Raw genomic sequence first — 26,225 nt, 5'->3', positions numbered from 1 at the left:
CGATGCCCGAAGGCCGCCACGTCGCCATCATCGGAGCCGGCGCGGTCGGCGTGATCAGCGCCATCGAGGCGCTGCGGGAGGGGCATCGCGTCACGCTGATCGATCCGGGCGAGCCAGGCGGCGAACAGGCGGCGAGCTATGGCAATGCCGGCTGGCTGTCCTCGCATTCGGTAATCCCGCCGGCCGAGCCCGGCGTCTGGAAGAAGGTGCCGGGCTATCTGATGGACCCGCTCGGCCCGCTCGCGATCCGCTGGTCTTATCTGCCTAAGGCCTTGCCGTGGCTGATCAAGTATCTGCTCTCGGGCTGGACCGCGGCGCGCGTGGAGAAGACGGCCTTTGCGCTGCGCGATCTCCTCAAGGACGCGCCGCTGCTGCATCGAAAGCTCGCGGAAGAAGCGGGCGTGCCTGAGTTGATCGAGCGCAACGGTGTGATGCATGTGTTCCCGTCGCGCGGCAATTTCGACAGCGATCTCGGCTGGCGCCTGCGCAGGAAGGTCGGCGCCGAGTGGCTGGAACTCAATGCCGACGAGATTCGGCAGCGCGAGCCGGAGCTGCATCCGCGCTACACCTTTGGTGTCGTGGTGGAGGAGGCCGGCCGCTGCCGCGATCCCGGCGCTTACGTTGCGGCCCTCGCCAATCATGCGCTGGCGAACGGGGCGAAGCACGTGCGAGCCAAGGCGACCGGCCTAAAACTGTCCGGCAACAAGCTCGTGGCCGTGCTCACCGAAACCGGTGAGATCGCTTGCGATGCTGCTGTGGTCGCAGCTGGTGCTAGATCGAAGCAGCTCACCGCATCGGTCGGCGATCCCCTGCCGCTCGAGACCGAGCGCGGCTATCACGTCATGATCGAGAATCCGGAATCAGGTCCGCGCAGCTCGATGATGGCGTCCGACGCCAAGATGGTGGTGAATTGGACCAACAAGGGCCTGCGCGCCGCCGGCACGGTCGAGATCGCCGGCCTAGAGGCCGCGCCGAACTGGAAACGCGCCGAGATCCTGCGCAACCACCTGCTCGGCATGTTCCCGAAACTGCCCAAGGACATTCCGGCCTCGCGCATCAAGACCTGGTTCGGCCATCGTCCGAGCATGCCTGATGGACTTCCCTGCATCGGCCATGCGCGCGCCTCGCGCGACATCGTCTATGCCTTCGGCCACGGTCATGTCGGCCTGGTCGGCTCGGCCCGCACCGGCCGTCTCGTCGCCCAGCTCCTGAGCGGCAAGCCGCCCGAAATCCCGCTCGCGCCGTTCTCTCCTGATCGTTTCCTCTGAGATCGCACCCATGACCTATCCTGCCAACTCGCCTTCTCGTATTGCCCGCGGCGGCAAGGCCATCTACGGCGCGCCGCTCGGCATCTTGATGCTGGAGGCGCGCTTTCCCCGCATTCCCGGCGATATGGGCAATGGCACGACCTGGCCGTTCCCGGTGCTCTATCGCGTCGTGAGCGGCGCCTCGCCGGAGAAGGTTGTGCTGAAGGGCGCGGCCGGCCTCTTGCCCGACTTCATCGATGCCGCGAAGGATCTGGTGCGGCTGGGGGCGGAGGCCATCACCACCAATTGCGGCTTCCTCTCGCTGTTCCAGAAGGAGATCGCCGCCGCCGTCGGCGTGCCCGTCGCGACCTCGTCACTGATGCAGGTGCCGTGGGTGCAAGCGACGCTGCCTCCCGGCAAACGCGTCGGCCTCGTCACGGTCTCGGGCTCGACCCTGACGCCGGCCCATCTCGAGGGCGCCGGCGTGCCGCTCGATACGCCGCTGGTTGGCACCGAGCACGGCAAGGAATTTTTCCGCGTCCTGATCAAGGCCGAGAAGGACGACATGGACGTCGCGCAGGCCGAGCGCGACGTGGTCGAGGCCGGCAAGGAGCTTGTCGCGAAAAACCCTGACGTCGGCGCCATCGTGCTCGAATGCACCAACATGCCGCCTTACGCGGCGGCCTTGCAGGCCGAGGTCGGCTTGCCGGTCTACGACATCTATTCCATGATCACATGGTTTCATGCTGGACTGCGCCCGCGCGTGTTCGCCTGATTCCGGCGGTCGCAAAGCTCTGAACAAGCTCGGCCAGACCGTGGTTTACATTGCCATCGGCCAAGCCGCCCCGGTATATTGAGCTGTGTTCGGGCATGAATGCAGCTGATGATGAGCAACGTGGAACTGGCTTCCGACAGTATTGTCGATCGCGTCTATGAGCAGCTCAAGGCGATGGCCGTGAGCTACGAGTTCAAGCCGGGCGAGCGGCTCAACGAAGGCGAGCTGGCCAAGCGCCTCGGCGTCAGCCGCACGCCGCTGCGCGAGGCGCTCAACCGCCTCAACACCGAAGGTTTCCTGCGCTTCACGCCGGGCAAGGGCTTCTTCTGCCGCGAGCTCGACGCGCACGAGATCTTCGACCTCTACGAGCTGCGCAAGTCGATCGAGGTCGCCGCAATCCGCCTCGCCATCAGGCGCGCCAGGGACGAGGACATCGACGCGCTGCTGAAATTCCTCGAAGCCACCGGCCCCGATCCCGGCGAGCGCACCTCGGTGGAGCTGGTCGAGCTGGACGAGACCTTTCACGAGCGGCTGATGGGCATGTCGAACAATGCCGAGATGCTGCGCGTGCTGCGCAACGTCAACGCCCGCATCCGCTTCGTGCGCTGGATCGACATGGACCGCATCAACCGCTCCAACACGCAGGCCGAGCACCGCGCCGTGGTCGAGGGCCTGAAGGCGCGCAATGAGGAGACCTGCGTGTCGGTGCTGGAAAAGCACATCGACCGCCGCCTCGACCGCATCACCGCCGCGATCAAGGAAGGCTACGCGCAGATCTACATGCCGGCGGCGGCGCGAACGGCGGCGAATTGACGCTCTCTTCTTCCTCTCCCCTTGTGGGAGAAGGTGGCGCGAAGCGCCGGATGAGGGGCCTCCGTCCGCGTGCAAAGATGCCTATGAAATGCGCCGAGACAGACCCTCACCCAGGTGAGCCCGCACCGTGGTGAGGGAATTCGGCCGGCTCGACATCAGGGTCAACAACGCCGGCGTCGCTCGCAACCGGGACATCCTTGAGATTACCGAAGCGGAATTCGACAGTATTCCAGCGGCAGGCGTTGGAGAGCTCGCTCTCGCCACATTCGCCGCGGCGTACTGGATGCCCCGCCTGCGCGGGGGATGACAGCGGTGTTTGTATTGGGCTGCGAACTCACTCCGCGGCGACCGTCATCCCGTAGCCCAGCCGCTTCGAAATACCGCCGGCGCAGTCGCGCAGCGCATGTGCGATCGGGCTGTCCCAGCGCACATCGAAAGTGCCTTCCGGCCCCATCGCGGTGATGACCAGCGCGACGTGGCCGGAATGGTCGAACACCGGCGCCGAGAACGCGTTGACGCCGGGCAGGGGATCGCCGAGCGCACGGGCGAGGCCGTGCTTGCGGACCTCGGCGAGCATGTCGGCGACCTTCGGGCCCTTTATCGCCCGCTTCGGATTGTAGCCGACGCCATGGCGGTCAAGGCCGCTTTCGAGTGCGGCATTGATGGTCTTCTCGGGCAGGAAGGCCGCGAAGGCGCGCCCCGTGGCGGTCTCCAGCAGCGCCATCACTGAGCCCGCACGCATCACGATGTGTACGGGCTGGCCCGGCTCTTCGAGCTGCACGACGGTCGGGCCATGCGTGCCCCACACCGCGAGCGACACGGCGTGGCCGATCTGGCTCGCGAGGCCAGCGATCTTCGGTCCCGCGATACGCACGCCGGAGAGACGGCGCAGGCTGATCAGGCCGAGCTCCAGCGCGAGTGCGCCGATCTCGTAGCGGCCGGTGATCTCGTCCTGCTCGATCAGGCCGATGCGGGAGAAGCTGGCGAGATAGGGATGCGCCTTGGCCGGCGTCATGCCGGCCTCGCGCGCGAGATCGCGCAGCATCATCGGCTCGCCGCTGCGGGCAAGCGCGCGGAGCAATTCTCCGCCGACCTCGATCGACTGGATGCCGCGGCTTTCTCTCTTCATGCGCCTCCGATGCGCTTGGCTTACGCCGCGTTGCGCCTCGCGGCGCTGTCGGCGAGATGACGGCCCGCAATGTAGCCGAAGGTCAGCGCCGGCCCAAGCGTGATGCCTGCACCGGGATAATTGCCGCCCATGATGCTCGCCATGTCGTTGCCGGCGGCATAGAGCCCGGGAATCACCCGGCCTTCGCCGTCGAGCGCCCGCGCGTTCTCGTCGGTGACGATGCCGGCATAGGTGCCGAGATCGCCGACCACCATCTTGATGGCGTAGAACGGGCCGTTCTCGATCGGCGCGATGCAGGGGTTCGGGCCATGCAGCGCATCGCCCTGGTAGCGGTTATAGGCTTTCGAACCTTTGCCGAAGGCGGCGTCCTGGCCCTGCGGCGCGGTCGCGTTGAACTGCTTGACCGTCTCGACGAATGCCTTTGCGTCGATGCCGGCTTTCGCCGCCAGCGCCTCGAGCGTGTCGCCACGCAAGAGGTAGCCGGTACCGAGGTGATGACCCAGCGGCATCGGGAAGGGCGGCACGCAGCCGAGGCCGTACTTGCGCAGCGTCCGGTGATCGCAAACGAGATACGCTGCGATCTCCTCGCCGGGCCTGGCGGCCTTGATCATGGCCTGGACGAAGTCGTGATAGGAATTGCCCTCGTTTGCAAAGCGCCTGCCGTCGCGCATCACCGCGATCACGCCGGGCTTGGCGCGGTCGATGAAGTGCGGCATCACGCCCTTCGAGCCGTCCTTGCGCGTGGTCAGCGACACCGGCACCCACGCCGCCGCATTCGGCAGGCGATCCTCGATGCGTCCGCCGGCGCTTTCCGCAAGGCGCAGGCCGTCGCCGGTGTTGCCGGTCGGTCCCGGCGAAAAGTGCTCGTTGCCGGTCGGTGCGTGCGGGAACATCTTCCTGCGACGTTCGACATCATGCGGGAATCCGCCGCAGGCGAGCACGACGCCTTGTCGCGCGCGGACGCGCACATTGCGCCCTTCGCGCGAGACGATGGCGCCGGTGACAGTGCCGCTCTCGACCGTCAGCTCGCGAACCGGCGAGGACAGCCACATCGGAATCTTGAGATCGAGCGCGGACTTCGCGAGACGCCCGGCCAGCGCATTGCCGTTGGTCAAGGTCATGCCGCGGCCGTAGCGCAGCACGTCCATCAAGTGACGCGACAGGCGCTTGACGACGTAAACCGCCGACGTCAGCGACTTCGTCACCCGCATGAAGTGGATGATCTCCTTGCCGCTTCCGAGCATCATGCCGAACACGGTGAGCTCGGGCAGGGGCATGCCGAGCGTCTTGATCTGCTCGCCAAGCTCGCGGCCGTCGAACGGGCGCGTCACCATGGAGCGGCCGCCCTGCGCGCCGCCGGGCGCTTCGGCATGATAGTCCGGGAACACCAGCGGCATGTCGAAGCGCAGTGCCGTCCTGGTGGTGAAGAAATCCACCGCCTCGGGGCCGGCGCTGAGGAAGGCGTCGACCCGCGCGGCGTCGTAGTTGTTGCCCGCCTCGTGCCGCAAGTAAGTGCGCGCCTGCTCCGGCGTTTCTTCGATGCCATAGGCCTTCGCCAGCGAGGTGCCGGGAATCCACAGCCAGCCGCCGGAGCGGGCGGTGGTGCCGCCGAAGCGCGGCTCCTTCTCGACGATCAGGACGTCGAGGCCGCGATAGCGCGCGGTGATCGCGGCCGACATGCCGGAGCAACCCGATCCGGCCACGAGCACGTCGCACTCGTAGGTCTCAATCGTGCTGTGCTCGTTGCCCGTCATCGTTCACCTCACTTCTTCAGGAGTGGACATTTGGACTCGGAGACCGGGCGGAAGGCGTCCTCGCCCTTCACGGTCTTGACGATATCCAGATAATCCCACGGCTCCTTCGACTGCTCGGGCGTCTTCACCTTGGCCAGATACATGTCGCGAATGACGCGGCCGTCCTCGCGCAACTTGCCGCCGTGGACGAAGATATCCTCGATCGGCAGCTCGCGCATCTTGGCCATCACCTTGGCCGGATCGTCGGTGCCAGCCGCCTTGATGCCCTTCAGATAATGCAGCACCGAGCCATAGACGCCGGTCTGGATCATGGTCGGCATCACCTTGGTGCGCTCGTAGAACTTCTTCGACCAGGCGCGCGTCGCCTCGTCCATGTTCCAGTAGGAGGCCGTGGTCATGTAGGTGCCCTGCGCGGCCTTGAGGCCGATCGCATGCACGTCGGTGTCGAACATCAACAGGCCCACCAGCTTCTGGCCGCCCTGGACGAGGCCGAACTCGCCGGATTGCTTGATGGCGTTGTCGGTGTCCTGGCCGGCATTGGCGAAAGCAACGACGTCGGATTTCGAGCTCTGGGCCTGCAGCGCGAAGGAGGAGAAGTCGGCGGTGTTGGTCGGATGCTTGACGCCGCCGAGCACGTTGCCGCCCATCTCGTTGATGAAGCGCGTGGCGTCCTTCTCGAGCTGCTGGCCGAAGGCGTAGTCCGCCGTGATGAAGTACCAGGACTTGCCGCCTTCCTTGATCACGGCGGAAGCCGTCACCTTCGACAGCGCATAGGTATCGTACGTGAAGTGCACGGTGTTCGGGCTGCACAGCTCGTCGGTCAGCGAGCTCGCGCCGGGGCCGGAAAGCAGGGCGATCTTGTTGCGCTCGCGCACCATGTTGTGCACGGCGATCGCGATGCCGGAATTGGGGATGTCGACGACCGCGTCGACCTTGCCGTTGTCGAACCAGCCTCGCACGATCTGCACGCCGACATCGGTCTTCATCTGGTGATCGGCGCTGATGATCTCGATGGGCTTGCCGAGCACCGTCGGTCCGAATTCCTCCACCGCCATCTTCGCGGCCTCGACCGATCCCGGTCCGCTGTTGTCGCGGCCCCAGCTCGACAGATCCGTCAGTACGCCGATCCGCACGGCATCGTCGGAGACTTGAGCGGCGGCAATTGTGGTCATGGCGGCCGAAGTCATGGCCGCGAGCATGGCGCGGGCCAGAAACCCTCTCATCGTCGTTCCCTCGCTTTTATGGGCCGCTAGGTGCGGCGGGCTGTTCGGACATAAGTTAGATATTAGCAAACGAGTTTGTCAATAGCGAATGAGGCCAGATGGACGAGTTCCGTGATCGCCGAGGCGCCGTCGCGCAGAGTCGCAAACAACTGCCTCAACGCCGTCATTGCGAGCGAAGCGAAGCAATCCAGACTTTCTCCGCAGAGGCAGATTGGATTGCTTCGTCGCAAGGGCTCCTCGCGATGACGGTGTTGATAGAGCAGCGCGCGAAGTTCGCGTCGTTGTCCTGTGAGAGCTTCCACGTCCGCAGGTTGCAAGCCTCATCCTTCTTGGCCATGATGCCGCCTGGAATCTTGGGGCATGGCATGACGGCAGCAACGGGCGTCTCCGCGGCGACGGAGAGATCGACGACGGCGCATGTGGTGTGGGCGAGCGCGCTCGGCACCGCGATCGAGTGGTACGATTTCCTGATCTACGGCACGGCCGCCGCGCTGGTCTTCAACAAGCTGTTCTTTCCGAGCTTCGATCCGTTCGTCGGCACGCTGGTCGCGTTCTCGACCTATGCGGTCGGTTTCGTGGCACGGCCGATCGGCGGCGCGATCATCGGGCATTACGGCGACCGGCTCGGCCGCAAGACCATGCTGGTTGCAACCATGATCGCGATGGGGCTCGGCACCTTCCTGATCGGCTGCCTGCCGAGCTACAGCCAGATCGGCGCCTGGGCGCCGATCCTGCTGATCGCCTTGCGCTTCGTCCAGGGCATCGGGCTCGGCGGCGAATGGAGCGGGGCGGTCGTCATGGTGATCGAGCATGCCGGTAACCGCCGCGGCTTCTACGGCAGCCTGGTGCAGATCGGCTTTCCCGTCGGCGTCGCCGCCTCCACCGGCATCTTTGCGCTGATGACGCAGCTACCCGAGGCCGACTTCCTGAGCTGGGGCTGGCGCGTGCCGTTCTGGCTCAGCATTCTGCTGGTCGGTGTCGGCTTCATCGTGCGGCTCAAGCTTGCGGAGACGCCGCACTTCAAGGACGTGGTGGAGCGCAAGGAAGTGCTGGCGCAGCCGGTGCTGGAGGTGCTGCGGCGCGACTGGCGCAGCTTTCTGCTGGCGATCGGCATCACGGTCTCGGAGGTGGGCCTTGCTTATCTCCTCACCGTCTTCACGGTGGTTTATGCCACCACGAAACTCGGCCTGCCGCGCCAGGTGATCCTGAACGCGGTGGTCTATGCCGCGATCGTCGAGTTCGCGACGCTGCCGCTCGCCGGCTGGCTGTCCGACATCTTCGGCCGCAGGGCGCTGTACCTCGCCGGCGGCGTGTTCTCGGTGGCGCTGGCGTTTCCGCTGTTCTGGTTCCTCGACACCAGGGAGCCGGCGCTGATCACGCTCGCGCTCGTCGTCACGATGACGCTGACCCATGCGCTGCTGTTCGGGCCGAAGGCCGCCTTCATGCCGGAACTGTTCCGCACCCAGGTACGCTACAGCGGCGCATCGCTCGGCGCCAACGTCGCGGCCGCGCTGAGCGGCGGCTTCTCGCCGTTGATCGCAACCGCGCTGCTGGCATGGGCCGGATCGTACTGGGCGGTGTCGGTCTACATCATCGCGCTCTCGATCATCACGATCATCGCGACCTTGCTGGCGCCGGAGACGGCGCGCGACGGCCTGAAATAGCGGGGGTTGCTTCAGCCGCAGGCAGCGGCGTCCGGCATCACCAGGAAGGTGATGCTGGCCGGCGGCAGCTGGAGCCGGCCTGCCGGCGCGTTACGCGCCACGAGGCGCGGCAGATCGTCGTCGGCGGCCAATTGCAGGGGCTTGCCATTCAGCCGGACGGTCGCGCTTTGCAGGCGATCGGCTTGCAGCGTGTAGCGCTCGGCAGGGCCCGCCAAGGTCACGACATGCGGTGCGTTTCGCGAATTGTTGATGAGGAGCACGGTGACTGTGCCTTTTGTCGCGGGGTGACAATGCGCATAGGTGCGCAGGCCGGGCATCGAGGTCGTTGCTGCCTCGAGAACGGTCGTGCCCATCAGGCGCCGCCACAGCAGGGCGGCCCAATAGTTGGGCCGTGGACGAAACGACCGCTCGTCGAGCAGGCCGTAGTCGCTGGCCGCGAGCGTGTTGTGCATCACCACCTGCACGCCGGCTTTTGCCAGGCGGCCGAGCTGGTCGAGATAGCGGAAAGTGTCGAGGAAGGTCGCATCCCAAGGATTGCCGCCGCAGGCGGCATCCGCCGTCTCCGTCAGCCAGATCGGCTTGCCCGGCTCGAACGCGTCGCGCACCGCGCGATAGATGGCGAGTGCCGCACCGGTGCGGGCCAGCCAGCCGTCCGACAGCGCTTGCATCGGATCGTCATGGACGCCGCAGCGGGGCGAGAGTGTGTTGTAGTGATGATAGGAGAAGCGATCGAGGCCTGGTCCCATTGCTGCGAGCAGATCGCGCGTGCGGATGCCGCCCATTGCCGGAGACGGAGAATCGCCGACGGAGCCTGGGCCGAGGATCAACGTCTCCGGGGACGAACGCCGCATCCAGTCGCGGAAGATCCTGAAGTCGCGGCCATACGCGTCCGCGTCATATCCCGGCGGCGCGCCGTTGTTCGCCAGCGTCGGCTCGTTCATGAACTCGGCGGCGGCGATGCGGCCGCCGAATGCGCGCGTGGCATCGATGAGGCGCTGCGCCTGGTCCGGCATCCACACGCCATTTGTGTCGCGGCTGCCGGGACTGACGGCAAAGGACGTCACGATCTCCGCATCGGCCGCCCGGGCGAAATCGACGACGCCGCGCCATTGCGCGCGGCCGAGCGCGGTGTTGAAGCCAGGAGGCGCTGCGGACGGCGCGGTCTCGGTGTCCGCGACATAGGTCGCGTTTGCCCAGGTGCCGCTGATGCGGATATAGGCCGGCGACAGCGCCGCCGCGAGCTTGCGCAGGCGAGGGGTGGCGAGATCGATCGGAGGCCTGTCGCTGTAGCGATCGCGCTGCATTCCGCCTTGCGCGTAAGGTCTCCAGAAGCGCCCGCCCGTCACCTCCACCATCTCGACATTGTAGGACTGGAAGCGCGCGTCGATCGTGCCGATCGCCGTCATGCGCGGCGGCGCGATCGCGGCTTCGCTCGCCCGCGCTGCGCGACCTGTCGCTGCGACGAGCACTGCGACACCGATCATGCTGACGATGCGGACGTTGCCGCATCGTCCAAACGCCAGCCTTGTATGCACGTCCTGACACCTTCTTATGCGCGCGGCCAAAACCAAATGCAGCGGTCTGATCCATTGGCCGCGTTTATATCGCGGTGACTGCCTTCGAGGCGCGCCAGATCGGCGTCGGCATAATCGACGGCCGCGCATCTCGGCTGGTCGCCCTTCACCTGGCCGATCAATCTCGCCGGGCTTCCGGCCGCGACGCTGCCATGCGGCTTCGACCGCGACGGCATGCCGATCGGCCTGCACATCGTCGCGCCATGGCTGGACGAGCCCGCGATCTTCCGCATCGCGGCAGCGTTCGAGCAGGCGCAGCCCTGGGCGAAGTTCCGGCCGTCGATGGCCTTGATCGAGCACGGGCAAAAGCTTAGGGGGCCGGAACCGGACGGCCTCGTCCCGCGGCGAAATTTTTTTTCGGGCCGCCCCCTTGAAATCGATATCGGTTGTTCTAAGTCGTTTTTCGCCGCGAGAGCGGTGTGCCGGGCGCCAGATCGGGTCCGGCGCGGGCGCCGGACTGGTCGTCGGATCTGTCTGATACCCTGTCCGCGCTCCTTCGTATCCATCTTGCTCTTTGGAGGACTTGGTTATGAGGACCAGTTTCGACTTCGCGCCCCTGTGGCGCTCCACCATCGGCTTCGATCATCTGGCCGACCTCGTCGACAGCACGCTGCGCCAGGCGACCGAGGACAACTATCCCCCCTACAACATCGAGCGTTCCGGCGAGGACCACTACCGCATCAGCCTTGCGGTGGCGGGCTTCGGCGCCAGCGACATCACGGTGACGGCCGAGCAGAACGCGCTCACCATCGAGGGCCGGAAGCCCGAGACTGCTGCGCATGAATATCTGTACCAGGGCATCGCCGCGCGTCCGTTCCGGCGCGTGTTCAATCTCGCCGACTATGTCCAGGTGAAGCAGGCCTCGTTCCAGGACGGGCTGCTGATCATCGATCTGGTCCGCGAGGTCCCGGAAGCCATGAAGCCGCGCCGGATCGCAATCACGAACGGCGCTCCTGCGGCATCGCAGATCGAGCAGAAGAAAGCGGCCTGAGCGCTCGATCGATCCAATGCGGAACGCGGCGCGCGGATGCGCGGGCCGCGCTCCCGATGCATGTAGGAGGGAATCATGGCTTTTCGTGATCTCATTCCCTGGTCGAGAAACCAGGATCTTGCGCCGGCGCGCGAGAATTTTGATCCGTTCCTGACGCTTCACCGCGAGATGAACCGTCTGTTCGACGATGTCTTCCGCGGCTTCGGCGGGACCAGCCTGTCGCCGCTGATGGAGGGCCGTTTCGGCTGGCCGAAGGTCGAGCTCAGCGAGACCGACAAGACGCTGACCGTCTCGGCGGAGCTTCCCGGCCTGACGGAGAAGGACGTGCAGGTCGAGATCGCCAATGGCGTCCTGACCGTCCGCGGTGAGAAGAAGGCGGAGCGCAACGGCGAAGGCAGGTACTTCACCGAGCGCTACTACGGCGCCTTCGAGCGGCAGATCCCGCTGGAGGGCGTTGAAGAGGACAAGGCCGAGGCGTCGTTCGCCAACGGCGTGCTGACGGTGTCGCTGCCGAAATCCGAAAAGGCGCGCGAGGGCGTCAAGCGCATCGCGATCAACACCCATTAGCGTCGAGCGCGACGGCGGCGAATGCCGCCGCCGTCTCATCGTCAACAAGCCCGTCCCTTGGAAAGGAGCATGAGGGGAGGTACCATCAATGACCAATGTGAATGCCAATGCCGTTACTCTCGATCCACTGTTTCATCCCGCCGCCCACTACGACTCGCCTGCCGACGTCCTGAATGCGACAGAACTCTCTGCGCCGGAGAAGCGGATTATTCTGTCGTCCTGGGCGTCCGACATGTACGCGGTCGAGTCTTATCCAGCCTTGCGCGAAATCCCCGGCATGAGCCACACGGTTCGGCTCGCCGATATCTTGGCCTCCTTGCGCAAGCTCGACGGCGACAATGACAATGACGACCCGCCGCGGGGTGGCGGCGTCCCGATGCGGCTGCGGCGGCCCTGGGCCGCCGCAGAGGGGCGAGGTGCATGATGTTCACGCAGACCGTCTTGGGGCTCGTGCTGCTCGGTCAGGCCGCGGCGGCCTGCACCGTTCCGTTCCTGGCCCTGCAGGGCCGGATCGTCGCGGCACGCGACGTAGAGTGAAGCCCCGACTTGTCCGATTTCCCATCCAAGACATAGCGGCAGGTAACGAACATGAATGCTGTGCGTCTGCTCTTGCTGGCGCTGCTGCTGCTGACCCTCCCGGCATCACAGCCTGCCGCAGGCCAAATCCCCGATCTGAAGACCGGCGGCTCGGTGGCGACCCTGGCGCCGCTGGTGCGCCAGGTGACGCCGGCGGTGGTCAACATCTCCGTGCACGGCCGCGTGCGTGAGGACAATCCACTCTATCGCGATCCGCTCTTCCGCGAATTCTTCGACGTTCCCCGGCAGATCGAGAAGGAGGTCAACGCGACCGGCTCCGGCGTGATTGTCGATGCCCAGCGCGGCTACGTGCTGACCAACAATCACGTGGTCGAAGGCACCGCCGCCGTTCAGATCACGACCAAGGACGGCCGGCAGTTTTCCGCCAAGGTGGTCGGGCGTGATCCGCCGACCGATGTTGCCGTGCTCCAGATCCAGAACCCGGCCGGCCTCAGGGCGCTTCCCTTCGGCGACAGCGACGCGCTCGAAGTCGGCGATTTCGTGCTTGCGATCGGAAATCCCTTCGGCCTCGGCCAGACCGTGACATCGGGCCTCGTCAGTGCGCTCGGCCGCACCGGCATCGGCAAGCAGGGTTATGAGGATTTCATCCAGACGGATGCCGCGATCAATCCCGGCAATTCCGGCGGCGCGCTGGTCAGCCTGCGCGGCGAGCTGATCGGCATCAACTCGGCCATCATCTCGCCCGCTGGCGGGAACGTCGGCATCGGCTTTGCTATTCCGGTCAACATGGCGCGCAAGGTGATGGAGCAGATCATCGTGAGCGGCCGCGTCGAGCGGGGCCGTGTCGGCATCTCGCTGAAGGACCCGCATCCGTCGGTCAACAAGGGGTTGATCCAGGGCGCCCTCGTCGCCGATGTCGCCGCGGATTCGCCCGCAGAAAGGGCGGGCTTGCGCAAGGGCGATGTCGTCACCGGAGCCGACGACCGCCCGATCCGCACCGCCGCCCAGCTCCGCAACACGATTGGTCTTGCCCGGGTCGGCGAGGATGTGAGGCTCTCGGTCCTGCGCAACGGTGCGCCGCTCAGCGTCAGCGTGAGAATCGCGCCCGCGAGTGAATCCAGCAGTGCGCTTGCGGGCCCGAATCGCCTGGTCCGCTAAACCGCACGCAGGGGCTGCCGAAACATCGGTGGTTCAGTCGCCTGCGAAGGTTATGGCCGCGTGGCTTTCCGGCTCACGCCGCGCGGTCGTCCAACTCGCCCTGCAAGTCCCTGATCAATCGCCGCTCGCGCTCGATGCGCTGGCGGTAGAACTCGCGCTCGTGCTCGGTCCTGGCGCTTGCAAGGAGCAGTTCGTAGTGACCGATCACCTTCTCGCTGCCCCGAATGAGCAGCTCCCGGTAGCCGTTCATTGCCCCGCCCTGATCTCGGCCGGCGTATTCGCGCAGCCGAAGGAAACCGGGAAGGTCGCCGCGGTCAGGCTATCGAGCGCGCTGCGTTCTTCTGCGACACGTCTTTCGATGAACTGGCGCTCAAGCTCCGACAGCCTGGTCTTCAGGAGACGCCGGTAGCGCTGGATGTTGTTACGGTGTGCACGAATGCGGGCCAAATTCTCATCGAGCATCGTCGTCTCTCCAGACGGTCGCGTTGAGTCCTTCGATTTTTGAGGCCGAGAAAGAGCTTCTCGGTGCGAAAAAATATGCAGCCGGAATTCCGTGTCAAGAGGATTGCGGCGCGTCGTCGACCACCTGTCGCAGGAGTCACGACAGCTCGATCGGTGCGCCGCGGGCGAAATCGCGGCGCTTGCGCAGCGAGCTGACAAGGAGCCATGCGCGTATCTATGCAGCAGACTCTATATTCACCAAAACTTCTCCGGCCATGATTTCTGGATCGCCAAGATCGAGGTCATGCAAGCTTGCTTGAATGAACCCCATCACTTTGGCGTTCGCCGCATTCGCGCTTTCGCGGTCCTCAAATATGGTCACCGCGACACCAACGCCTTCGCCCCCGTCCAACACATAATATGACTTGAAGCCGGGCGACTCCCTCAGGATCTGACCGACGCCGCTCTTCGCGCGGCGGGCAGCATCCGCGACCGAACGAACCTTGGTGTACTTTCGAATGAGTATGAACATCAGGCCACCCTTGCGTCTCGGTTCCTGCTCGACACATCAAAGCATACCGGGCCGGTGCCGGACTAGGCCGTACTTATGAAATGGATCAAAAACGAAGCAATGTCGGACCCGCCGCGCGATGGCTGGACGCAGTCGGGCTTCGGATATTTTTGACCACCTCCGCGATACACGCCAGGAAAGCTCAATCGGGGCGCCGCGGCCGCTGAGGCTCTTTCTTCACCTCTCCCTGCGCTTGTCCGCCGAAGCTAAAGCGAACCGGATGGGGGAGAGGGCGGATCGCCCCCGGCGATGCGAAACATCCTCCGGCGCGATCCGGATGAGGGGGTACAGGTCTATCGACGATCTCGCGTGTGGAGAGAGGCTTACTCCCGGCCCTCACGGCGTGAGCGAAGCTCCGCGGCCCCACAAGCTGTGCGAGGTAACTCACTGCCGGCGTCGCGCCGTGGTTGCGCTGATCGCTTCGGCTGCGGCCCTCGAATTGCCGGAGTTCCATCGGCGATTGCCCCGTGTTGGGCAACGGACAAACGTCCTCTGGCCATATTTGAGTAAGAGTGATCTCCCCTCGAGGGAGGCGCTCCGATGAAGAAAGCTCTGATCACTGCCGTCGTTCTGTTAGCTGGCGTGCCTGCGGGCGCCGCCGCACAGGAGCGTGCCGGCGCTGCGGCAATCGGAGCCGTGTCAGGCGCCGTGGTGCTGGGGCCGATCGGCGCCGTCGCCGGCGCGCTGGTCGGTTACACCGCCGGACCTGCAATTGCCCGGTCATGGGGCGCGAGAGATTCGCGCTCGGCACGACATCGGCAGCCGCCGCGTCGCGAAGCCAATGGCGCAGCCGGCGCTCCGCCGCGCACGCGCCAGGCGATGAACGCCAGCGGTCAGACGCGAGCCGCCAGCAATTCGCCGGTGCAAGCCGCGCCCGTGGTGCAGCCCGTTCAAGCAGCTCCTGAGGCTCCTGCTGCGCCTGCCGAGACCACGCCGCCGCCCGTTCAGGGGTTCGATTAGGGCCAGGCCCGCCTTCACCTCTCCCGGCTTGCAGCTTGGCGAACGATCATGGCGGGCTTTGCGTTCCGGTCTAGGGCTCGCCGAGGATCTTCTTGGCGGCGCGAAGATGCGGCTTGTCGATCATCTGGCCGTCGAGCCGCAGCGTGCCCGAATTGGGATTGCTCGCGAACGCCGCGATGACCTTCTCAGCCCATGTGCGTTCGGCGTCCGTCGGCGCGAACGCCGCATTGACCACGTCGACATGCTTGGGATGGATCAGCGCCTTCGCCGAAAAACCGTCGCGCCGCGCCGCACGCGTCTCGGCTTCGAGGCCCGCGAGATTGTCGATGTCGGTATAGACCGTGTCGATCGGCGCAACCTCGGCCGCAGCCGCCGCCATCAGGCAGAGATCGCGGGCGAGGCGATAGGGGCTGTGGAACACGCCACCGCTCGCCTTCTCGATGGCGCCGAGCGAGGCGGAGAGATCTTCTGCGCCCCACATCAGGCCGGCGAGGCGAGGCGAGCAGCCCTTGTAGCTGCCGAGCCCGAAGATCGAACTCGCGGTCTCCGTCGCGACGCAGACGATGCGGGTGGCGCCGATCGTGATACCGGCTGCCGCTTCGAGCGCTTCGAGCCAGGTTGCGACCTGCCACACGTCGTCACCGCCTTGCGATTTCGGCAGCACGACGCCGTCGGGCCTGCCCGGCATCACCGCGGCGAGATCGGCCAGCGTCATGCCGGTGTCGAGCGCGTTGACGCGGACATAGAGCTGGTGCGGACCAGGACGGCTCTTCAGCATCGCCAGCGTCAGCCCGCGCGCCTCCGGCTTCTTCTCGGTGACGACGGAGTCCTCGAGGTCGATGATCAGTGCGTCGGCCTTGCCTTCGCTCGCCTTCTCGAATTTGCGCGGGGAGTCGCCCGGCACGAACAGCATCGAGCGCATCAGACCGGCCTCCTGTGCATCATCGCCATGCGGCGGCATTTTCCGACGATCTCGTCGTTCTGGTTCAGGGCGTGGTGCTCGAACTCGACGATGCCCGCCCTCGGGCGCGATTTGGATTCCCTCACCGAAAGCACTTTCGTCGTCGCCCGCAAGGTGTCGCCATGGAAGACCGGTTTCGGAAAGGTCACGTCGGTCATGCCGAGATTGGCGACGGTTGTCCCCAAGGTCGTATCATAGACCGTCATGCCGATCATGATGCCGAGGGTGTAAAGGCTGTTGAAAATGCGCTGGCCGAACTCGGTCTTTTCGGCGAAATGCGCATCGATGTGCAGCGGCTGCGGGTTGAGCGTCAGCAGGCTGAACATGGTGTTGTCCATTTCCGTGACCGTCCGGGTCAGCGGATGCCTGAACTCCTGGCCGACGGAAAAGTCCTCGAAATAAAGTCCGGCCATCGCGGTTTCCTCCCTGCGAAATAACGGCGCGCTCGCACGTCGCGCCGCATGACCCCATGCATGGTAGACACACTTCGCGGGCAAATTCACGTATCTGCATGCGGTTTTTCGGGCTAAAGAACGCAACGCGAAGGCACGTCCGGGCGCAGCAAGCGGCCACGGCTTTTGCGTGGGGAACGCGGAAAGAGACGGGAGATGGCGCGGTCGCGGCTCCCGAGGAGGAGATCACGACCATGGATTTCGCGCTCACCGATCAGCAGGAAGCCATTCGCGACGCCATCGCCAAGATCTGCGAAGGCTTTCCCGACGCCTATTGGCTGAAGAAGGACCACGACGGCGGCTTCCCGCACGACTTCCACAAGGCGCTGGCGGATGCGGGCTGGCTCGGCATCTGCGTGCCGGAAGAGTATGGCGGCTCCGGGCTCGGCATCACCGAAGCGGCGATCATGATGCGCACCATCGCCGAGTCGGGTGCCGGCATGTCCGGTGCCTCCGCGGTGCACATCAACGTGTTCGGACTGAACCCCGTCGTCGTGTTCGGCACCGAGGAGCAGCGCAGGCGCATGCTGCCGCCGATGGTCGAGGGCCGCGAGAAGGCGTGCTTCGCGGTCACGGAGCCGAACACCGGCCTCAACACCACGCAGCTCAAGACCCGCGCGGTCGCCAAGAACGACCGCTACATCGTCAATGGCCAGAAAGTGTGGATCTCGACCGCGCAGGTCGCGCACAAGATCCTGCTGCTGGCGCGCACCACGCCGCTGGAGGAGGTGCGCTCACCCACCCACGGCCTCAGCCTGTTCTACACCGATTTCGACCGCAACAGGATCAAGGTCCACGAGATCGAGAAGATGGGCCGCAAGATCGTCGATTCCAACGAGCTGTTCTTCGAGGACTTCGAAATCCCGATGGAAGATCGCATCGGCGAGGAGGGCAAAGGCTTCGAGTACATCCTCGAAGGCATGAATCCGGAGCGCATTCTCATCGCGGCCGAGGCGGTCGGTCTCGGCAAGCTCGCGCTGTCGCGCGCGACCGAATACGCCAAGACGCGCGTCGTGTTCAATCGGCCGATCGGCAAGAACCAGGGCATCCAGCATCCGCTCGCGGTGAATTGGGTCGAGCTCGAGGCGGCATGGCTGATGGTGATGTCGGCCGCCTGGCAATACGATAAGGGCATGCCCTGCGGCGCCGCCGCCAATGCGGCGAAGTATCTGGCGGGCGAAGCGGGTTTCTCGGCCTGCGAGCAGGCGGTGATGACCCATGGCGGCTTCGGCTACGCCAAGGAATTCCACGTCGAGCGTTATTTGCGCGAGGTGCTGATCCCGCGCATCGCGCCGGTCAGCCCGCAGCTTGCGCTCAGCTTCATCGCGGAAAAGGTGCTGGGGCTGGCGAAGTCGTACTGAACGACTCTGGTGGCCCAAGCCAAATAGGCGCGCCTATTCAGCGGCGATCCGCTCCATCGCCATGGCGCGAAGCCTGGCGCGCTGGATCTTTACACCGTTGGCACTGTCGGTGACGGGGAAGGCGTCCACCACATAGATCCGCGCCGGCACCTTGTAGCCCGCGAGCCGCTCGCGCAGACGCGCGGTCAGCGTCTCATGCGTTGGCGGCTCCGCTGTCGGGATCACGAAGGCGACGCAGCGCGCCTGGCCCTCGAGGTCGACCGCGACGACCTGGGCGTCGGCCACGCCCGCACAGGATTTGAGCTCGTCCTCGATCTCCTCGGGCGCCACCAGGAAGCCGCCGAGGCGCATCGCATCGCCGGCGCGGGTCTCGTAGACGAAGGATCCGTCGCCGCGCAGCCGGCCGATGTCGCCGGTCCGGAAGAAGCCGTCGGCGGTGATCGCATCGCGTGTCGCATCCGGGTTGTTGAAGTAGCCGAGGAAACGCGAGGGCGCGCTGATCTCGATCTCGCCGGAGACGCCGTGGGCCGCGAGTTCGCCGGTGTCCGTGTCGCGGACGCGGACCTTGGCATGCGAAGACATCGGCCAGCCGCCGCCCTCGATGCGGTCGGCAAAGGCGTCGCTGGCGCGGCCAATCGAGAACAGCGCCTGCACCTCGCTCGAGCCGTAGAGGCCGCACAGCGGCAGGCCGCGAGCCTCGGCCTCTGCGGCGAGTTCGCGCCAGCCGGGCTGGAACGCGGCGAAGCCGCAGACCTGGAGATGCGGAAACGGCCGCGGCGCATCGGTGAGGGCGAGGATGCGCCGGAACATCTCGTCCGAGCCGAACGAGTGGGTGATCTCCTGCTCACTCAGGATTTTGAGGGCCGGCGCGGCCTCGAAAGCGTCGAGCACATGAACTGTCGCACCCGCCGCAATGAAGCCGAGCAGGCTTGTCATGCCGAAGGTGCCGCAGAACGGCAGCATCGCCAGTAGCGAATGACGCTGCGGCGAAAGCTCGAGCGCCGTCGCGACAGAGGCGGCGTGGCTCGCGAGCGTCCGCTGCGAATGCGCCACGAGCTTCGGCCCCTTGGTCGTGCCCGACGTCGTGTAGAGCAGTACGGGCAGGTCGACGTCATCCTCGGACGGCGGAGCCGGCGGGTAGGGCTTCTCGAACGCATCGAACCGCACGCAGGGCCAGTGCGCCGGCATCGCATCCGCGCCGACCACCGCCAGACTTTGCAGCGCCGGCACCTCGCCCTTGGCAACATCAGCGAGAATGGCGGCAAAATCGATCGACCGGAATGCGGCCTCGACCAGCATCAGTCTGGCGCCCGACACCTTGAGCAGATGCGCGACTTCCGCGCTGCGGTAGCGAGTGTTGACGGCGGCGACGACGGCGCCGAGGCGGGCAGCCGCGAACAGCAGCGCGATCCACTCGATCCGGTTGACCAGCCAGACCGCGACGACGTCGCCCTTGCCGATGCCCTGCGCGGCCAGCCAGGCCGCGGTCTGCTCGATCTTCTGTGAGAAATCCGCGCGCGAGACCGGCAGGCCGTCGAACACGAAGGCGGGATCGGCGGCCGCCTCGATCCGGACCAGCGATTGCAGCGAAGAGTCGTCGGCGCCCATGGCAACCGGAGTAACCCGATCGGGCAAACCTGTCTACTTGATGCCTGTCTACTTGGTGCCGAACATCCGGTCGCCGGCATCGCCCAGCCCCGGCACGATATAGCCGTGGTCGTTGAGACGCTCGTCGATCGCGGCCGTCCAGACCGGCACGTCAGGATGCTCGCTCTGGAACCGGGCGATGCCCTCGGGCGCGGCCAGCAGGCACACGAAGCGGATATCGCGGGCACCGCGGTCCTTGAGCAGGGACGCGCCGGCGCAGGCCGAATTGCCGGTTGCCAGCATCGGGTCCATCAGGATCACGGTGCGGTCGGACAGGTCCTGCGGCGCCTTGAAGTAATACTCCACGGCCTGCAAGGTCTCGGGGTCGCGGTAGAGCCCGATATGGGCGATGCGCGCCGAGGGCATCAGCGCCAGCATGCCGTCGAGGAAGCCGACGCCGGCGCGCAGGATCGGCGCCAGCGTGAGCTTCTTGCCGGCGATCTTCGGCGCCCGCATCGCCGCGATCGGCGTCTCGATCTCGACCAGCTCCAGCGGAAGGTCGCGCGTCACCTCGTAGCCGAGCAGCATCCCGATCTCGTTCAGGATCTCGCGAAAGCTCTTGGTCGAGCGGTCCTTCTCCCGCATCAGGGAGAGCTTGTGCTGGACCAGGGGGTGGGCGACGACATTGACGCTGCTTGTGCTCATGAAACCGCTCTACACGGTTCCGTGAAATTGCGCCAGATCGGCGGGCCTTTTTCCGCGGGATAGGCGGCCTCAGGCCGGCACGCGACCGCGCCTCCGTTGCTTGCCTCATAGGCAGCCATGGTCAATTCACGGTCGATCGCGGCTCGCATGGCATCCCTGGTCCCTGACGCAGGCGCTGCTTTCACGGCGACGGGTTGGCGGGCTGATCGAGGCGGAAGCGAAACGGTGGGGGTTATACCCCGAGCCCGCGCGCCATGAGCGTGATCACGATCATCAGGATCGCGCCCCAGACCAGGCTCAGCGTCATGGTCAAGATCGTCGTGGTGACCGCGTGCTCGAGATTTCCCTTGAGGAACTGCACGCTACTTGTCCGACGCAGCTGGCGCGCCGATGCGCATGCCAAGCAGCAATGCGCCCATCAACGCAACCAGGATGGCGATCTTGAGCTCGATCATGTCGAATGCCCAGTGATCATGCGCGCGAGGAGCCGCTTGGCTGCCTCGGCCAGCGCGATGTTGGCGTCGGGGCGGCGACGCGAGGCCTGAAGGGCAATTGCGGCCATGGCGGCCTCTTCACACATTTGCAAGGTCATGGGGCCTCCCCGCGGCTCAGCCGTGCATGGGCCAGACATAGATTGCGGTTCTCAGCGCGATCAGCGCGGTGAGCACGCTCCCCATCGAGAGCAGCGTCAGTGCGCCGAGGGCGAAATCTCTGAGCTCAGTCTTGCGCGCTTCGGAGATGCGCGCCGAGCGTTCAGGTCCGAAGGGGCGGTCAAGGCCATGGGTCAGGATCGACATTTTCTCAGTCCTTATCCGGCGCGGCGAGACGGCCGCTCCGATCTGTCTCGTATGATGGCCATCGCTGCGTAGGATTGCGAGGTGACTGCCACAGCTGCGGTATAGGAAAGTCATAAGGGCGCGGGCGGCCGCGCCGTCAGTCCTCTGAAAAGGTTCGGGTCACGTCTCGGTTGCGGCTTGGATCGTGCCGGCTTCGAACGCGCGAGCCCGACGGCGGCGGCGAAGGCGAGTTGCAGCCGCGGCTCCTCGATCTGCTTGCAGAAACAGTCCAGGGTCACTTCCGCGTCCTGCCGCTGGCCGCAGATCGCCGCGCAGAGATGGGACGTACGCCGGAAGAAGTGCAGCGAGTCCTCGCCGCTGCGCCGGCCGCCGAGACGATCGAGCTCGGCGGCGAGCGCGGCAACATTCCCCCGGTCGGACTCGCTTCGCGTCACGGCGAAGCGCAGCACCGCGAGCTGCCAGGCGCAGAGCAGCCTGCGATGGTCTTCGACCGATGGCGGCATGCGAGATCCGACGACTGCGCGAGGGTTCAGGCGCCGACGCCGTCGATCAGCTCCTCCTCGGCGATCGCAGCGAAGGCGCGCACCACCTCCCTCTGCGCGGCGGCGCCCAGCGGCACGATTGGAAGCCTCGTCGCCGGCGACATCAGCCCCAGCACACTCAAGGCGCTCTTGAGCGCGGCAGGGCTATCCTTGCAGAGACAGGTGATGAGAGGCATGAGGCGCCTGTGCAGGTAACGCGCCGATTGCAGGCGGCCTTGCCTGACCTGCGAGAAGATCATGCGGCAGAGGTCGGGGGCGATGTTGGCGACTTCCGAGATCGCGCCGTCGCCACCACTCGCGATAGTGCCGAAGGCGGTGACGTCGTCGCCGGAGAGCAGGCGGAAGCCGGCCGGCAGCAGCCGGCTCAAGCGCATCGGGCGGGCGATGTCGGCGCTGGCGTCGCACAGGCCCACGAACTGGCGGAATTCGACGAGCCGCAGAAGAGTTTCGTCGGCAAGCGGACGCAGCGTCCGCGAGGGAACGTCGTGCAGGATCACGGGCAGGCCGATCGCGCCGGCAATGGCGCGGAAATGCGCGAGCATGCCCTCCTGCATCGGCTTGTTGTAGGCGGGCACCACCGCCATGACGGCGTCGGCGCCGGCGGCTTCCGCGCGCCGCGCAAGCTCGATGGCGTGGCCGGTGGCATTCGTCACCGCGCCGGCGATGATCCGCACGCGGCCGCGGGCGACGTCCACCGCGGTGCGGATGACGAGCTCCTGCTCGGCGGGCGAGAGCGTCGGCGCCTCCCCGGCGGTCTCGCAAACCACGATTGCGGGCACGCCGGCTGCGACCTGGCGCTCGCAGAGCGCGGCGAACGCCTTGAGATCGATCGCGTCAGCCGCGTCGAACGGCGTCGGCAGGTCCGGAATGAAGCCGGTGAACCAGGCTGAGGGAGGGATGAACATGGTCTTTCGCCTGTTGCCGCCGGCTCAGGCGGCGCGCTGCGAGACGATGATGTCGGGGCGCCTGCCCATGTCGAGCTCGATCTCGCGCGGCAGCTCGACGATGGTCTCCGGATGTTGCCCGTTCTCGAACAGCGCGTATTTGACGGCCTGGGCGCGGCTGACGAACAGGCCGCCATAGAGGCCGTTCTGCTCCTGCGCGACCCATTGTCCCTGGCGGTTGCGGCCGACGAAGACGATGGTCGAGGGGGAGCTGCACGAGAGAGGTTCGACGAGCTTCATTGACGTATTCCTTCCGATTGACAGCGGTGGCGGGCGGCGAGCCCGCAACCGTCCGATCAATATCTGTTGAGGCGAATATGATTTCGAGTGAGGCGCTGCGGCGATCTCATAGGAAGCTCATAAAGCTTCCCGTTCAGCTCTGTTCGTCGACAAGCTGAACCAGCGCGAACAGCGCGCCGAATGCCGCGCATTCGTCCCAATGATTGAGGACGGCACCAAGCAGCTCCTCACGCCTGAGAACCGCGACGGCGGCGCAGAGGATGATCGACATCCAGAGCAGGGTGGCGAGGCCGCGGACGAAGCCGATGCTGCCGAACGCTGCAAAGGCTCCGAGCACGACGACGCGCACGGCAAAGCGCGCGATCACCCGCGCCGGGCTCAAAGCCTGCGATGTGTTCGACGATTGCGGCAAGGCGCGAACCTGTCCGGCCGGCTTAGCTGAAGTTCTCGCAGGCAACCGGCTCGTAGAGCAAATCCGGGGCAGGGCGCACAGAGGGAACGCTCGGTCGCGATCTCTCCGTGGCCAACGCCTGCACCTCGATGAACGCCGACAGCAAAGCGAGGGGGAGGTCGGCATGGTGCGCCTCGACCGCCGCGTCCAGCCAGTCCGGCAATTCGCGTTCCCGCGAGAGCGCGCAGTGCCATTCGCCCTCGTCATAGGCGATGCGGCGAACCTGCCACAGCGGCAGCTCGAGCGCTGTCAGCGCCAATGCGGCGTCGGTCCAGGCCTCCGCATCGATCAGGCGCATGACGCGCGCAGTGCGCTCGCTCTGGCCGAGCGAGGGGTAGCGCCGGCAGCCATGCATGATGTCGAGCATCAACGGCCGCGTCATTGCCTGCGCGTGACGAAGGCGCGCGCTGAGCGATGCTGGATCGTTGTGACGGAGAGCGGCGGTCATGTCAGGCCTCCTGGAGTTGGCGTCGGTCAGTCGGCCGGCCTCACCAAGATGGCTGGAAGGGTGTTTGAAAACGAGATGGGGATCGGGCGAGAGATATAGGGATTCCATAAATGCACCGTCTCGAGGGGCCGATCTTTATGGGATTCCTATAATGTCGCCATAGGGCTCATCTCGAAAACCTATGCGCGCGATGGCACCTCAGCGCAGTGAAAGTTCCGGTCGATGGCCGGTGACATGCATTGCATTGGCGCGGAGCGATCGGCCGGACTCCAGAAGCAGTTATGCCGGATATCGTTGCGCAACGAGGAGAACTCGCCATGATGGACATTTTGATGCTGGGGCTGGGCTTCGTCTTCTTCGCGCTCGCGATCGGCTACACCTACGCCTGCGAACGGCTGTGACGGAGCGGACCATGATCTTCGATTATGCGCTCGCCGGCGCCGTCTCGTTCGGCCTCCTTGTCTACCTCACCTACGCGCTGCTGCGGCCCGAGCGGTTCTGACCCGTGCTGCTGCTTCTCGAATTGCTGCTGGCCGATGCCGTGCTCGTCGCCGGCCTGCTTGCGCTGCTCCTGCCGCTGTTGCGCCGGACACAATGCCTGAAGGGTTAATGCCATGACTGTGATCGGTTGGCTCCAGATCATTCTATACTGTGCCATCATCATCGCGCTGACAAAGCCGCTCGGCGGCTACATGACGCGTGTCTTCAACGGCGAGCGGACATTCCTGTCGCCGGTGCTGCGTCCGATCGAGATCGGCGTCTACCGGATCTCGGGCGTCGACGAGAAGCGCGAGCAGCACTGGCTGACCTATACGGTCGCCATGCTGCTATTCCATGTCGGCGGCTTTCTGATCATTTACGGGTTGATGCGCCTGCAGGCGATGCTGCCGTTCAACCCGGCCGGCCAGTCCGCGGTCGCGGAGGACCTATCCTTCAACACCGCGATCTCCTTCATCACCAACACCAACTGGCAGAACTACGGCGGCGAAAGCACGCTGTCCTATCTCGTGCAGATGGTCGGGCTCACGCATCAGAACTTCCTGTCGGCGGCGACCGGCATCGCGCTCGCGGTCGCCCTGATCCGCGGCTTCTCGCGCGCTTCGGTGCGCACGGTCGGCAATTTCTGGGTCGACGTCACCCGCACTACGCTCTACGTACTGCTGCCGATCTGCGTGGTCTACACGCTGTTCCTGGTCTCCCAAGGCATGCCGCAGACACTCGGCGACTATGTCGAAGCCACAACGCTCGAAGGCGCCAAGCAGACCATCGCGGTCGGCCCGGTCGCCTCGCAGGTTGCGATCAAGATGTTAGGGACCAATGGCGGCGGCTTCTTCAACGCCAACGCCGCGCATCCCTTCGAGAACCCGACCGCGCTGTCGAATTTCATCCAGATGTTGTCGATCTTTACGATCGGCGCCGCACTCACCAACGTGTTCGGCCGCATGGTCGGCAACCAGCGCCAGGGCTGGGCCATCCTCGCCGTGATGGGCGTGCTGTTCGTCGCGGGCGTCGCCGTCACCTATTGGGCGGAAGCGAACGGCACCTCGACGCTCCACGCTCTGGGCCTGACCGGCGGCAACATGGAAGGCAAGGAGGTCCGTTTCGGCATCGTGGCGTCCTCGCTGTTCGCCGTGATCACGACGGCGGCGTCCTGCGGTGCGGTCAACGCCATGCATGACAGCTTCACCGCGCTCGGCGGCATGATCCCGCTGATCAACATGCAGCTCGGGGAGATCATCATCGGCGGCGTCGGCGCCGGTCTCTACGGCATGCTGCTGTTCGTCGTGCTCGCGATCTTCGTCGCCGGCCTGATGGTCGGTCGCACGCCGGAATATGTCGGCAAGAAGATCGAGGCGCGCGAGGTCAAGATGGCGATGCTCGCGATCCTGGTGCTGCCGCTGATGTATCTCGGCTGGACCGCGGTCGGCGTGGTCTATCCGGCGGCGGTGGCCTCGATGGCGAATGCCGGCCCGCACGGCTTCACCGAGGTGCTCTACGCCTTCACCTCGGCGACCGGCAACAACGGCTCGGCTTTCGCAGGCCTCACCGGCAACACCTTGTTCTACAACCTCACGCTCGCATCCGCGATGTTCGTCGGCCGCTTCTTCATGATCGTTCCGGCGATGGCTATTGCGGGCTCGCTCGCGGCCAAGAAGTCGATTCCGCCGTCGGCCGGCACGTTCCCGACCACCGGCGGGCTGTTCGTGGGCCTCGTCGTCGGCGTGATCCTGATCATCGGCGGCCTCACCTTCTTCCCTGCGCTCGCGCTCGGCCCGATTGTCGAGCACCTCGCGATGAACGCCGGCCAAGTGTTCTGAATCTGATTGTTTGGA

30 protein-coding genes and 1 pseudogene are annotated in these 26,225 nt (G+C 65.6%); 13 read left to right on the top strand and 18 right to left on the bottom strand.

The window, feature by feature from the left end; translation table 11 throughout:
* Positions 1-2: 2 nt before the first annotated feature.
* The 3 genes from ACNJYB_RS30220 to ACNJYB_RS30210 all read left to right on the top strand — a co-directional run bounded on the left by ACNJYB_RS30220 (position 3) and on the right by ACNJYB_RS30210 (position 2,835).
* Positions 3-1,268, top strand: a complete 1,266-nt coding sequence (locus ACNJYB_RS30220) for an NAD(P)/FAD-dependent oxidoreductase (protein WP_439370198.1) — start codon at positions 3-5, stop codon at positions 1,266-1,268.
* Positions 1,269-1,278: 10 nt separating this feature from the next.
* Positions 1,279-2,022, top strand: coding sequence for an aspartate/glutamate racemase family protein (locus tag ACNJYB_RS30215; RefSeq protein ID WP_439370197.1), 744 nt, complete (start codon positions 1,279-1,281; stop codon positions 2,020-2,022).
* A 108-nt stretch (positions 2,023-2,130) separates the two neighbouring features.
* Positions 2,131-2,835, top strand: a complete 705-nt coding sequence (locus ACNJYB_RS30210) for a GntR family transcriptional regulator (RefSeq protein ID WP_439370196.1) — start codon at positions 2,131-2,133, stop codon at positions 2,833-2,835.
* Positions 2,836-3,169: 334 nt separating this feature from the next.
* Here ACNJYB_RS30210 and ACNJYB_RS30205 read toward each other — a convergent pair whose 3' ends face one another.
* From ACNJYB_RS30205 to ACNJYB_RS30195, 3 genes are read right to left on the bottom strand one after another with little or no spacing between them, the layout of a single operon-like run.
* The gene (locus tag ACNJYB_RS30205; RefSeq protein ID WP_439370195.1) at positions 3,170-3,964 is read right to left on the bottom strand and encodes an IclR family transcriptional regulator; all 795 of its coding nucleotides are present in this window, start codon (positions 3,962-3,964) and stop codon (positions 3,170-3,172) included.
* 20 nt (positions 3,965-3,984) lie between these two features.
* A complete protein-coding gene (locus ACNJYB_RS30200; RefSeq protein WP_439370194.1) occupies positions 3,985-5,718 on the bottom strand; it encodes an FAD-dependent oxidoreductase in 1,734 nt (577 codons plus the stop codon).
* An 8-nt stretch (positions 5,719-5,726) separates the two neighbouring features.
* A complete protein-coding gene (locus tag ACNJYB_RS30195; RefSeq protein ID WP_439370193.1) occupies positions 5,727-6,941 on the bottom strand; it encodes an ABC transporter substrate-binding protein in 1,215 nt (404 codons plus the stop codon).
* Between the two features lie 365 nt (positions 6,942-7,306).
* Here ACNJYB_RS30195 and ACNJYB_RS30190 point away from each other — a divergent pair, with 365 nt between their 5' ends.
* Positions 7,307-8,605: an MFS transporter gene (locus ACNJYB_RS30190; RefSeq protein ID WP_439370192.1), complete on the top strand. Its 1,299-nt coding sequence runs from the start codon at positions 7,307-7,309 to the stop codon at positions 8,603-8,605.
* A gap of 11 nt (positions 8,606-8,616) precedes the next feature.
* Here ACNJYB_RS30190 and ACNJYB_RS30185 read toward each other — a convergent pair whose 3' ends face one another.
* Positions 8,617-10,140, bottom strand: coding sequence for a hypothetical protein (locus ACNJYB_RS30185; protein WP_439370191.1), 1,524 nt, complete (start codon positions 10,138-10,140; stop codon positions 8,617-8,619).
* Between the two features lie 156 nt (positions 10,141-10,296).
* Between ACNJYB_RS30185 and ACNJYB_RS30180 the strand changes: the two are divergent.
* The 5 genes and pseudogenes from ACNJYB_RS30180 to ACNJYB_RS30160 all read left to right on the top strand — a co-directional run.
* Positions 10,297-10,341: pseudogene (locus ACNJYB_RS30180) on the top strand (hypothetical protein); the annotation flags it as partial.
* 367 nt (positions 10,342-10,708) lie between these two features.
* Entirely contained in the window at positions 10,709-11,170 is a 462-nt protein-coding gene (locus ACNJYB_RS30175) for an Hsp20 family protein (protein ID WP_439370190.1), read from the top strand.
* A gap of 75 nt (positions 11,171-11,245) precedes the next feature.
* Positions 11,246-11,737, top strand: a complete 492-nt coding sequence (locus tag ACNJYB_RS30170; protein ID WP_439370189.1) for an Hsp20/alpha crystallin family protein — start codon at positions 11,246-11,248, stop codon at positions 11,735-11,737.
* A gap of 88 nt (positions 11,738-11,825) precedes the next feature.
* Positions 11,826-12,161 (top strand): hypothetical protein, encoded by a 336-nt coding sequence (locus tag ACNJYB_RS30165; protein WP_439370188.1) that lies wholly within the window; start codon positions 11,826-11,828, stop codon positions 12,159-12,161.
* 164 nt (positions 12,162-12,325) lie between these two features.
* Positions 12,326-13,432: a trypsin-like peptidase domain-containing protein gene (locus ACNJYB_RS30160; RefSeq protein ID WP_439370187.1), complete on the top strand. Its 1,107-nt coding sequence runs from the start codon at positions 12,326-12,328 to the stop codon at positions 13,430-13,432.
* A 73-nt stretch (positions 13,433-13,505) separates the two neighbouring features.
* Here ACNJYB_RS30160 and ACNJYB_RS30155 read toward each other — a convergent pair whose 3' ends face one another.
* From ACNJYB_RS30155 to ACNJYB_RS30145, 3 genes are all read right to left on the bottom strand, one after another.
* Positions 13,506-13,682, bottom strand: a complete 177-nt coding sequence (locus tag ACNJYB_RS30155; protein WP_439370186.1) for a hypothetical protein — start codon at positions 13,680-13,682, stop codon at positions 13,506-13,508.
* The gene (locus ACNJYB_RS30150; RefSeq protein WP_439370185.1) at positions 13,679-13,894 is read right to left on the bottom strand and encodes a hypothetical protein; all 216 of its coding nucleotides are present in this window, start codon (positions 13,892-13,894) and stop codon (positions 13,679-13,681) included. The genes ACNJYB_RS30155 and ACNJYB_RS30150 overlap by 4 nt, the downstream gene beginning before the upstream one ends.
* 214 nt (positions 13,895-14,108) lie before the next feature.
* On the bottom strand, positions 14,109-14,405 hold the full coding sequence (locus tag ACNJYB_RS30145; RefSeq protein ID WP_439370184.1) for a hypothetical protein: 297 nt from the start codon (positions 14,403-14,405) through the stop codon (positions 14,109-14,111).
* Positions 14,406-14,984: 579 nt separating this feature from the next.
* Between ACNJYB_RS30145 and ACNJYB_RS30140 the strand changes: the two genes are divergently transcribed.
* Positions 14,985-15,404 (top strand): hypothetical protein, encoded by a 420-nt coding sequence (locus ACNJYB_RS30140; RefSeq protein ID WP_439370183.1) that lies wholly within the window; start codon positions 14,985-14,987, stop codon positions 15,402-15,404.
* A 70-nt stretch (positions 15,405-15,474) separates the two neighbouring features.
* Here ACNJYB_RS30140 and ACNJYB_RS30135 read toward each other — a convergent pair whose 3' ends face one another.
* Together ACNJYB_RS30135 and ACNJYB_RS30130 are read right to left on the bottom strand one after the other, a co-directional pair.
* Positions 15,475-16,326, bottom strand: coding sequence for an HpcH/HpaI aldolase/citrate lyase family protein (locus tag ACNJYB_RS30135; RefSeq protein ID WP_439370182.1), 852 nt, complete (start codon positions 16,324-16,326; stop codon positions 15,475-15,477).
* Positions 16,326-16,778, bottom strand: a complete 453-nt coding sequence (locus ACNJYB_RS30130) for a MaoC family dehydratase (protein ID WP_439370181.1) — start codon at positions 16,776-16,778, stop codon at positions 16,326-16,328. Before ACNJYB_RS30130 ends, ACNJYB_RS30135 begins: the two co-directional genes overlap by 1 nt.
* Before the next feature lie 233 nt (positions 16,779-17,011).
* Here ACNJYB_RS30130 and ACNJYB_RS30125 point away from each other — a divergent pair, with 233 nt between their 5' ends.
* Positions 17,012-18,178, top strand: a complete 1,167-nt coding sequence (locus tag ACNJYB_RS30125; RefSeq protein ID WP_060735112.1) for an acyl-CoA dehydrogenase family protein — start codon at positions 17,012-17,014, stop codon at positions 18,176-18,178.
* A gap of 33 nt (positions 18,179-18,211) precedes the next feature.
* On the opposite strand, the gene ACNJYB_RS30120 is transcribed toward ACNJYB_RS30125, so the two are convergent.
* From ACNJYB_RS30120 to ACNJYB_RS30080, 9 genes are all read right to left on the bottom strand, one after another.
* A complete protein-coding gene (locus tag ACNJYB_RS30120) occupies positions 18,212-19,786 on the bottom strand; it encodes an AMP-binding protein (RefSeq protein ID WP_439370180.1) in 1,575 nt (524 codons plus the stop codon).
* Between the two features lie 48 nt (positions 19,787-19,834).
* A complete protein-coding gene (gene upp, locus ACNJYB_RS30115; RefSeq protein WP_080134128.1) occupies positions 19,835-20,470 on the bottom strand; it encodes a uracil phosphoribosyltransferase in 636 nt (211 codons plus the stop codon).
* A 232-nt stretch (positions 20,471-20,702) separates the two neighbouring features.
* Positions 20,703-20,831 carry a hypothetical protein gene (locus ACNJYB_RS30110; protein WP_439370179.1) on the bottom strand — a complete coding sequence of 43 codons (129 nt, stop codon included), beginning with the start codon at positions 20,829-20,831 and terminating at the stop codon, positions 20,703-20,705.
* 247 nt (positions 20,832-21,078) lie between these two features.
* Positions 21,079-21,267 (bottom strand): hypothetical protein, encoded by a 189-nt coding sequence (locus tag ACNJYB_RS30105; protein WP_439370178.1) that lies wholly within the window; start codon positions 21,265-21,267, stop codon positions 21,079-21,081.
* A 110-nt stretch (positions 21,268-21,377) separates the two neighbouring features.
* Positions 21,378-21,770, bottom strand: coding sequence for a hypothetical protein (locus ACNJYB_RS30100; RefSeq protein ID WP_439370177.1), 393 nt, complete (start codon positions 21,768-21,770; stop codon positions 21,378-21,380).
* A 26-nt stretch (positions 21,771-21,796) separates the two neighbouring features.
* Positions 21,797-22,714: a 4-hydroxy-tetrahydrodipicolinate synthase gene (gene dapA / locus ACNJYB_RS30095; protein ID WP_439370176.1), complete on the bottom strand. Its 918-nt coding sequence runs from the start codon at positions 22,712-22,714 to the stop codon at positions 21,797-21,799.
* 24 nt (positions 22,715-22,738) lie between these two features.
* Complete coding sequence (locus tag ACNJYB_RS30090) at positions 22,739-22,993, bottom strand: hypothetical protein (RefSeq protein ID WP_439370175.1); 255 nt, start codon at positions 22,991-22,993, stop codon at positions 22,739-22,741.
* A 133-nt stretch (positions 22,994-23,126) separates the two neighbouring features.
* Positions 23,127-23,405, bottom strand: a complete 279-nt coding sequence (locus ACNJYB_RS30085) for a hypothetical protein (protein ID WP_439370174.1) — start codon at positions 23,403-23,405, stop codon at positions 23,127-23,129.
* A 22-nt stretch (positions 23,406-23,427) separates the two neighbouring features.
* Positions 23,428-23,892 carry a hypothetical protein gene (locus ACNJYB_RS30080; protein ID WP_439370173.1) on the bottom strand — a complete coding sequence of 155 codons (465 nt, stop codon included), beginning with the start codon at positions 23,890-23,892 and terminating at the stop codon, positions 23,428-23,430.
* 412 nt (positions 23,893-24,304) lie between these two features.
* Between ACNJYB_RS30080 and ACNJYB_RS30075 the strand changes: the two genes are divergently transcribed.
* Entirely contained in the window at positions 24,305-24,394 is a 90-nt protein-coding gene (locus ACNJYB_RS30075; RefSeq protein WP_018641117.1) for a K(+)-transporting ATPase subunit F, read from the top strand.
* 112 nt (positions 24,395-24,506) lie between these two features.
* A complete protein-coding gene (gene kdpA / locus ACNJYB_RS30070) occupies positions 24,507-26,210 on the top strand; it encodes a potassium-transporting ATPase subunit KdpA (protein ID WP_439370172.1) in 1,704 nt (567 codons plus the stop codon).
* Positions 26,211-26,225: the final 15 nt, after the last annotated feature.

The organism is Bradyrhizobium sp. SMVTL-02, from assembly GCF_051853005.1.
Classification (GTDB): domain Bacteria; phylum Pseudomonadota; class Alphaproteobacteria; order Rhizobiales; family Xanthobacteraceae; genus Bradyrhizobium.
Note: the sequence above shows the minus strand (reverse complement) of the source record. Positions and strands in the feature narration are given on the sequence as shown.

What these genes read in the sequence shown, in the direction of transcription:
- ACNJYB_RS30150 (WP_439370185.1), bottom strand. Translation starts at nt 13,894, where the DNA reads ATGCTCGATGAGAATTTGGCCCGCATTCGTGCACACCGTAACAACATC.
- ACNJYB_RS30135 (WP_439370182.1), bottom strand. Translation starts at nt 16,326, where the DNA reads ATGCGCTCGATGCTGTTCGTGCCGGGCGACTCCCCGCGCAAATTCGAG.
- ACNJYB_RS30130 (WP_439370181.1), bottom strand. Translation starts at nt 16,778, where the DNA reads ATGGCCGGACTTTATTTCGAGGACTTTTCCGTCGGCCAGGAGTTCAGG.
- ACNJYB_RS30205 (WP_439370195.1), bottom strand. Translation starts at nt 3,964, where the DNA reads ATGAAGAGAGAAAGCCGCGGCATCCAGTCGATCGAGGTCGGCGGAGAA.
- ACNJYB_RS30215 (WP_439370197.1), top strand. Translation starts at nt 1,279, where the DNA reads ATGACCTATCCTGCCAACTCGCCTTCTCGTATTGCCCGCGGCGGCAAG.
- ACNJYB_RS30190 (WP_439370192.1), top strand. Translation starts at nt 7,307, where the DNA reads ATGACGGCAGCAACGGGCGTCTCCGCGGCGACGGAGAGATCGACGACG.
- upp (WP_080134128.1), bottom strand. Translation starts at nt 20,470, where the DNA reads ATGAGCACAAGCAGCGTCAATGTCGTCGCCCACCCCCTGGTCCAGCAC.
- ACNJYB_RS30175 (WP_439370190.1), top strand. Translation starts at nt 10,709, where the DNA reads ATGAGGACCAGTTTCGACTTCGCGCCCCTGTGGCGCTCCACCATCGGC.
- ACNJYB_RS30160 (WP_439370187.1), top strand. Translation starts at nt 12,326, where the DNA reads ATGAATGCTGTGCGTCTGCTCTTGCTGGCGCTGCTGCTGCTGACCCTC.
- ACNJYB_RS30200 (WP_439370194.1), bottom strand. Translation starts at nt 5,718, where the DNA reads ATGACGGGCAACGAGCACAGCACGATTGAGACCTACGAGTGCGACGTG.
- ACNJYB_RS30105 (WP_439370178.1), bottom strand. Translation starts at nt 21,267, where the DNA reads ATGTCGATCCTGACCCATGGCCTTGACCGCCCCTTCGGACCTGAACGC.
- ACNJYB_RS30220 (WP_439370198.1), top strand. Translation starts at nt 3, where the DNA reads ATGCCCGAAGGCCGCCACGTCGCCATCATCGGAGCCGGCGCGGTCGGC.
- kdpA (WP_439370172.1), top strand. Translation starts at nt 24,507, where the DNA reads ATGACTGTGATCGGTTGGCTCCAGATCATTCTATACTGTGCCATCATC.
- ACNJYB_RS30090 (WP_439370175.1), bottom strand. Translation starts at nt 22,993, where the DNA reads ATGAAGCTCGTCGAACCTCTCTCGTGCAGCTCCCCCTCGACCATCGTC.
- ACNJYB_RS30080 (WP_439370173.1), bottom strand. Translation starts at nt 23,892, where the DNA reads ATGACCGCCGCTCTCCGTCACAACGATCCAGCATCGCTCAGCGCGCGC.
- ACNJYB_RS30155 (WP_439370186.1), bottom strand. Translation starts at nt 13,682, where the DNA reads ATGAACGGCTACCGGGAGCTGCTCATTCGGGGCAGCGAGAAGGTGATC.
- ACNJYB_RS30120 (WP_439370180.1), bottom strand. Translation starts at nt 19,786, where the DNA reads ATGGGCGCCGACGACTCTTCGCTGCAATCGCTGGTCCGGATCGAGGCG.
- ACNJYB_RS30140 (WP_439370183.1), top strand. Translation starts at nt 14,985, where the DNA reads ATGAAGAAAGCTCTGATCACTGCCGTCGTTCTGTTAGCTGGCGTGCCT.
- ACNJYB_RS30210 (WP_439370196.1), top strand. Translation starts at nt 2,131, where the DNA reads ATGATGAGCAACGTGGAACTGGCTTCCGACAGTATTGTCGATCGCGTC.
- ACNJYB_RS30125 (WP_060735112.1), top strand. Translation starts at nt 17,012, where the DNA reads ATGGATTTCGCGCTCACCGATCAGCAGGAAGCCATTCGCGACGCCATC.
- ACNJYB_RS30100 (WP_439370177.1), bottom strand. Translation starts at nt 21,770, where the DNA reads ATGCCGCCATCGGTCGAAGACCATCGCAGGCTGCTCTGCGCCTGGCAG.
- ACNJYB_RS30075 (WP_018641117.1), top strand. Translation starts at nt 24,305, where the DNA reads ATGATCTTCGATTATGCGCTCGCCGGCGCCGTCTCGTTCGGCCTCCTT.
- ACNJYB_RS30165 (WP_439370188.1), top strand. Translation starts at nt 11,826, where the DNA reads ATGACCAATGTGAATGCCAATGCCGTTACTCTCGATCCACTGTTTCAT.
- ACNJYB_RS30145 (WP_439370184.1), bottom strand. Translation starts at nt 14,405, where the DNA reads ATGTTCATACTCATTCGAAAGTACACCAAGGTTCGTTCGGTCGCGGAT.
- dapA (WP_439370176.1), bottom strand. Translation starts at nt 22,714, where the DNA reads ATGTTCATCCCTCCCTCAGCCTGGTTCACCGGCTTCATTCCGGACCTG.
- ACNJYB_RS30170 (WP_439370189.1), top strand. Translation starts at nt 11,246, where the DNA reads ATGGCTTTTCGTGATCTCATTCCCTGGTCGAGAAACCAGGATCTTGCG.
- ACNJYB_RS30195 (WP_439370193.1), bottom strand. Translation starts at nt 6,941, where the DNA reads ATGAGAGGGTTTCTGGCCCGCGCCATGCTCGCGGCCATGACTTCGGCC.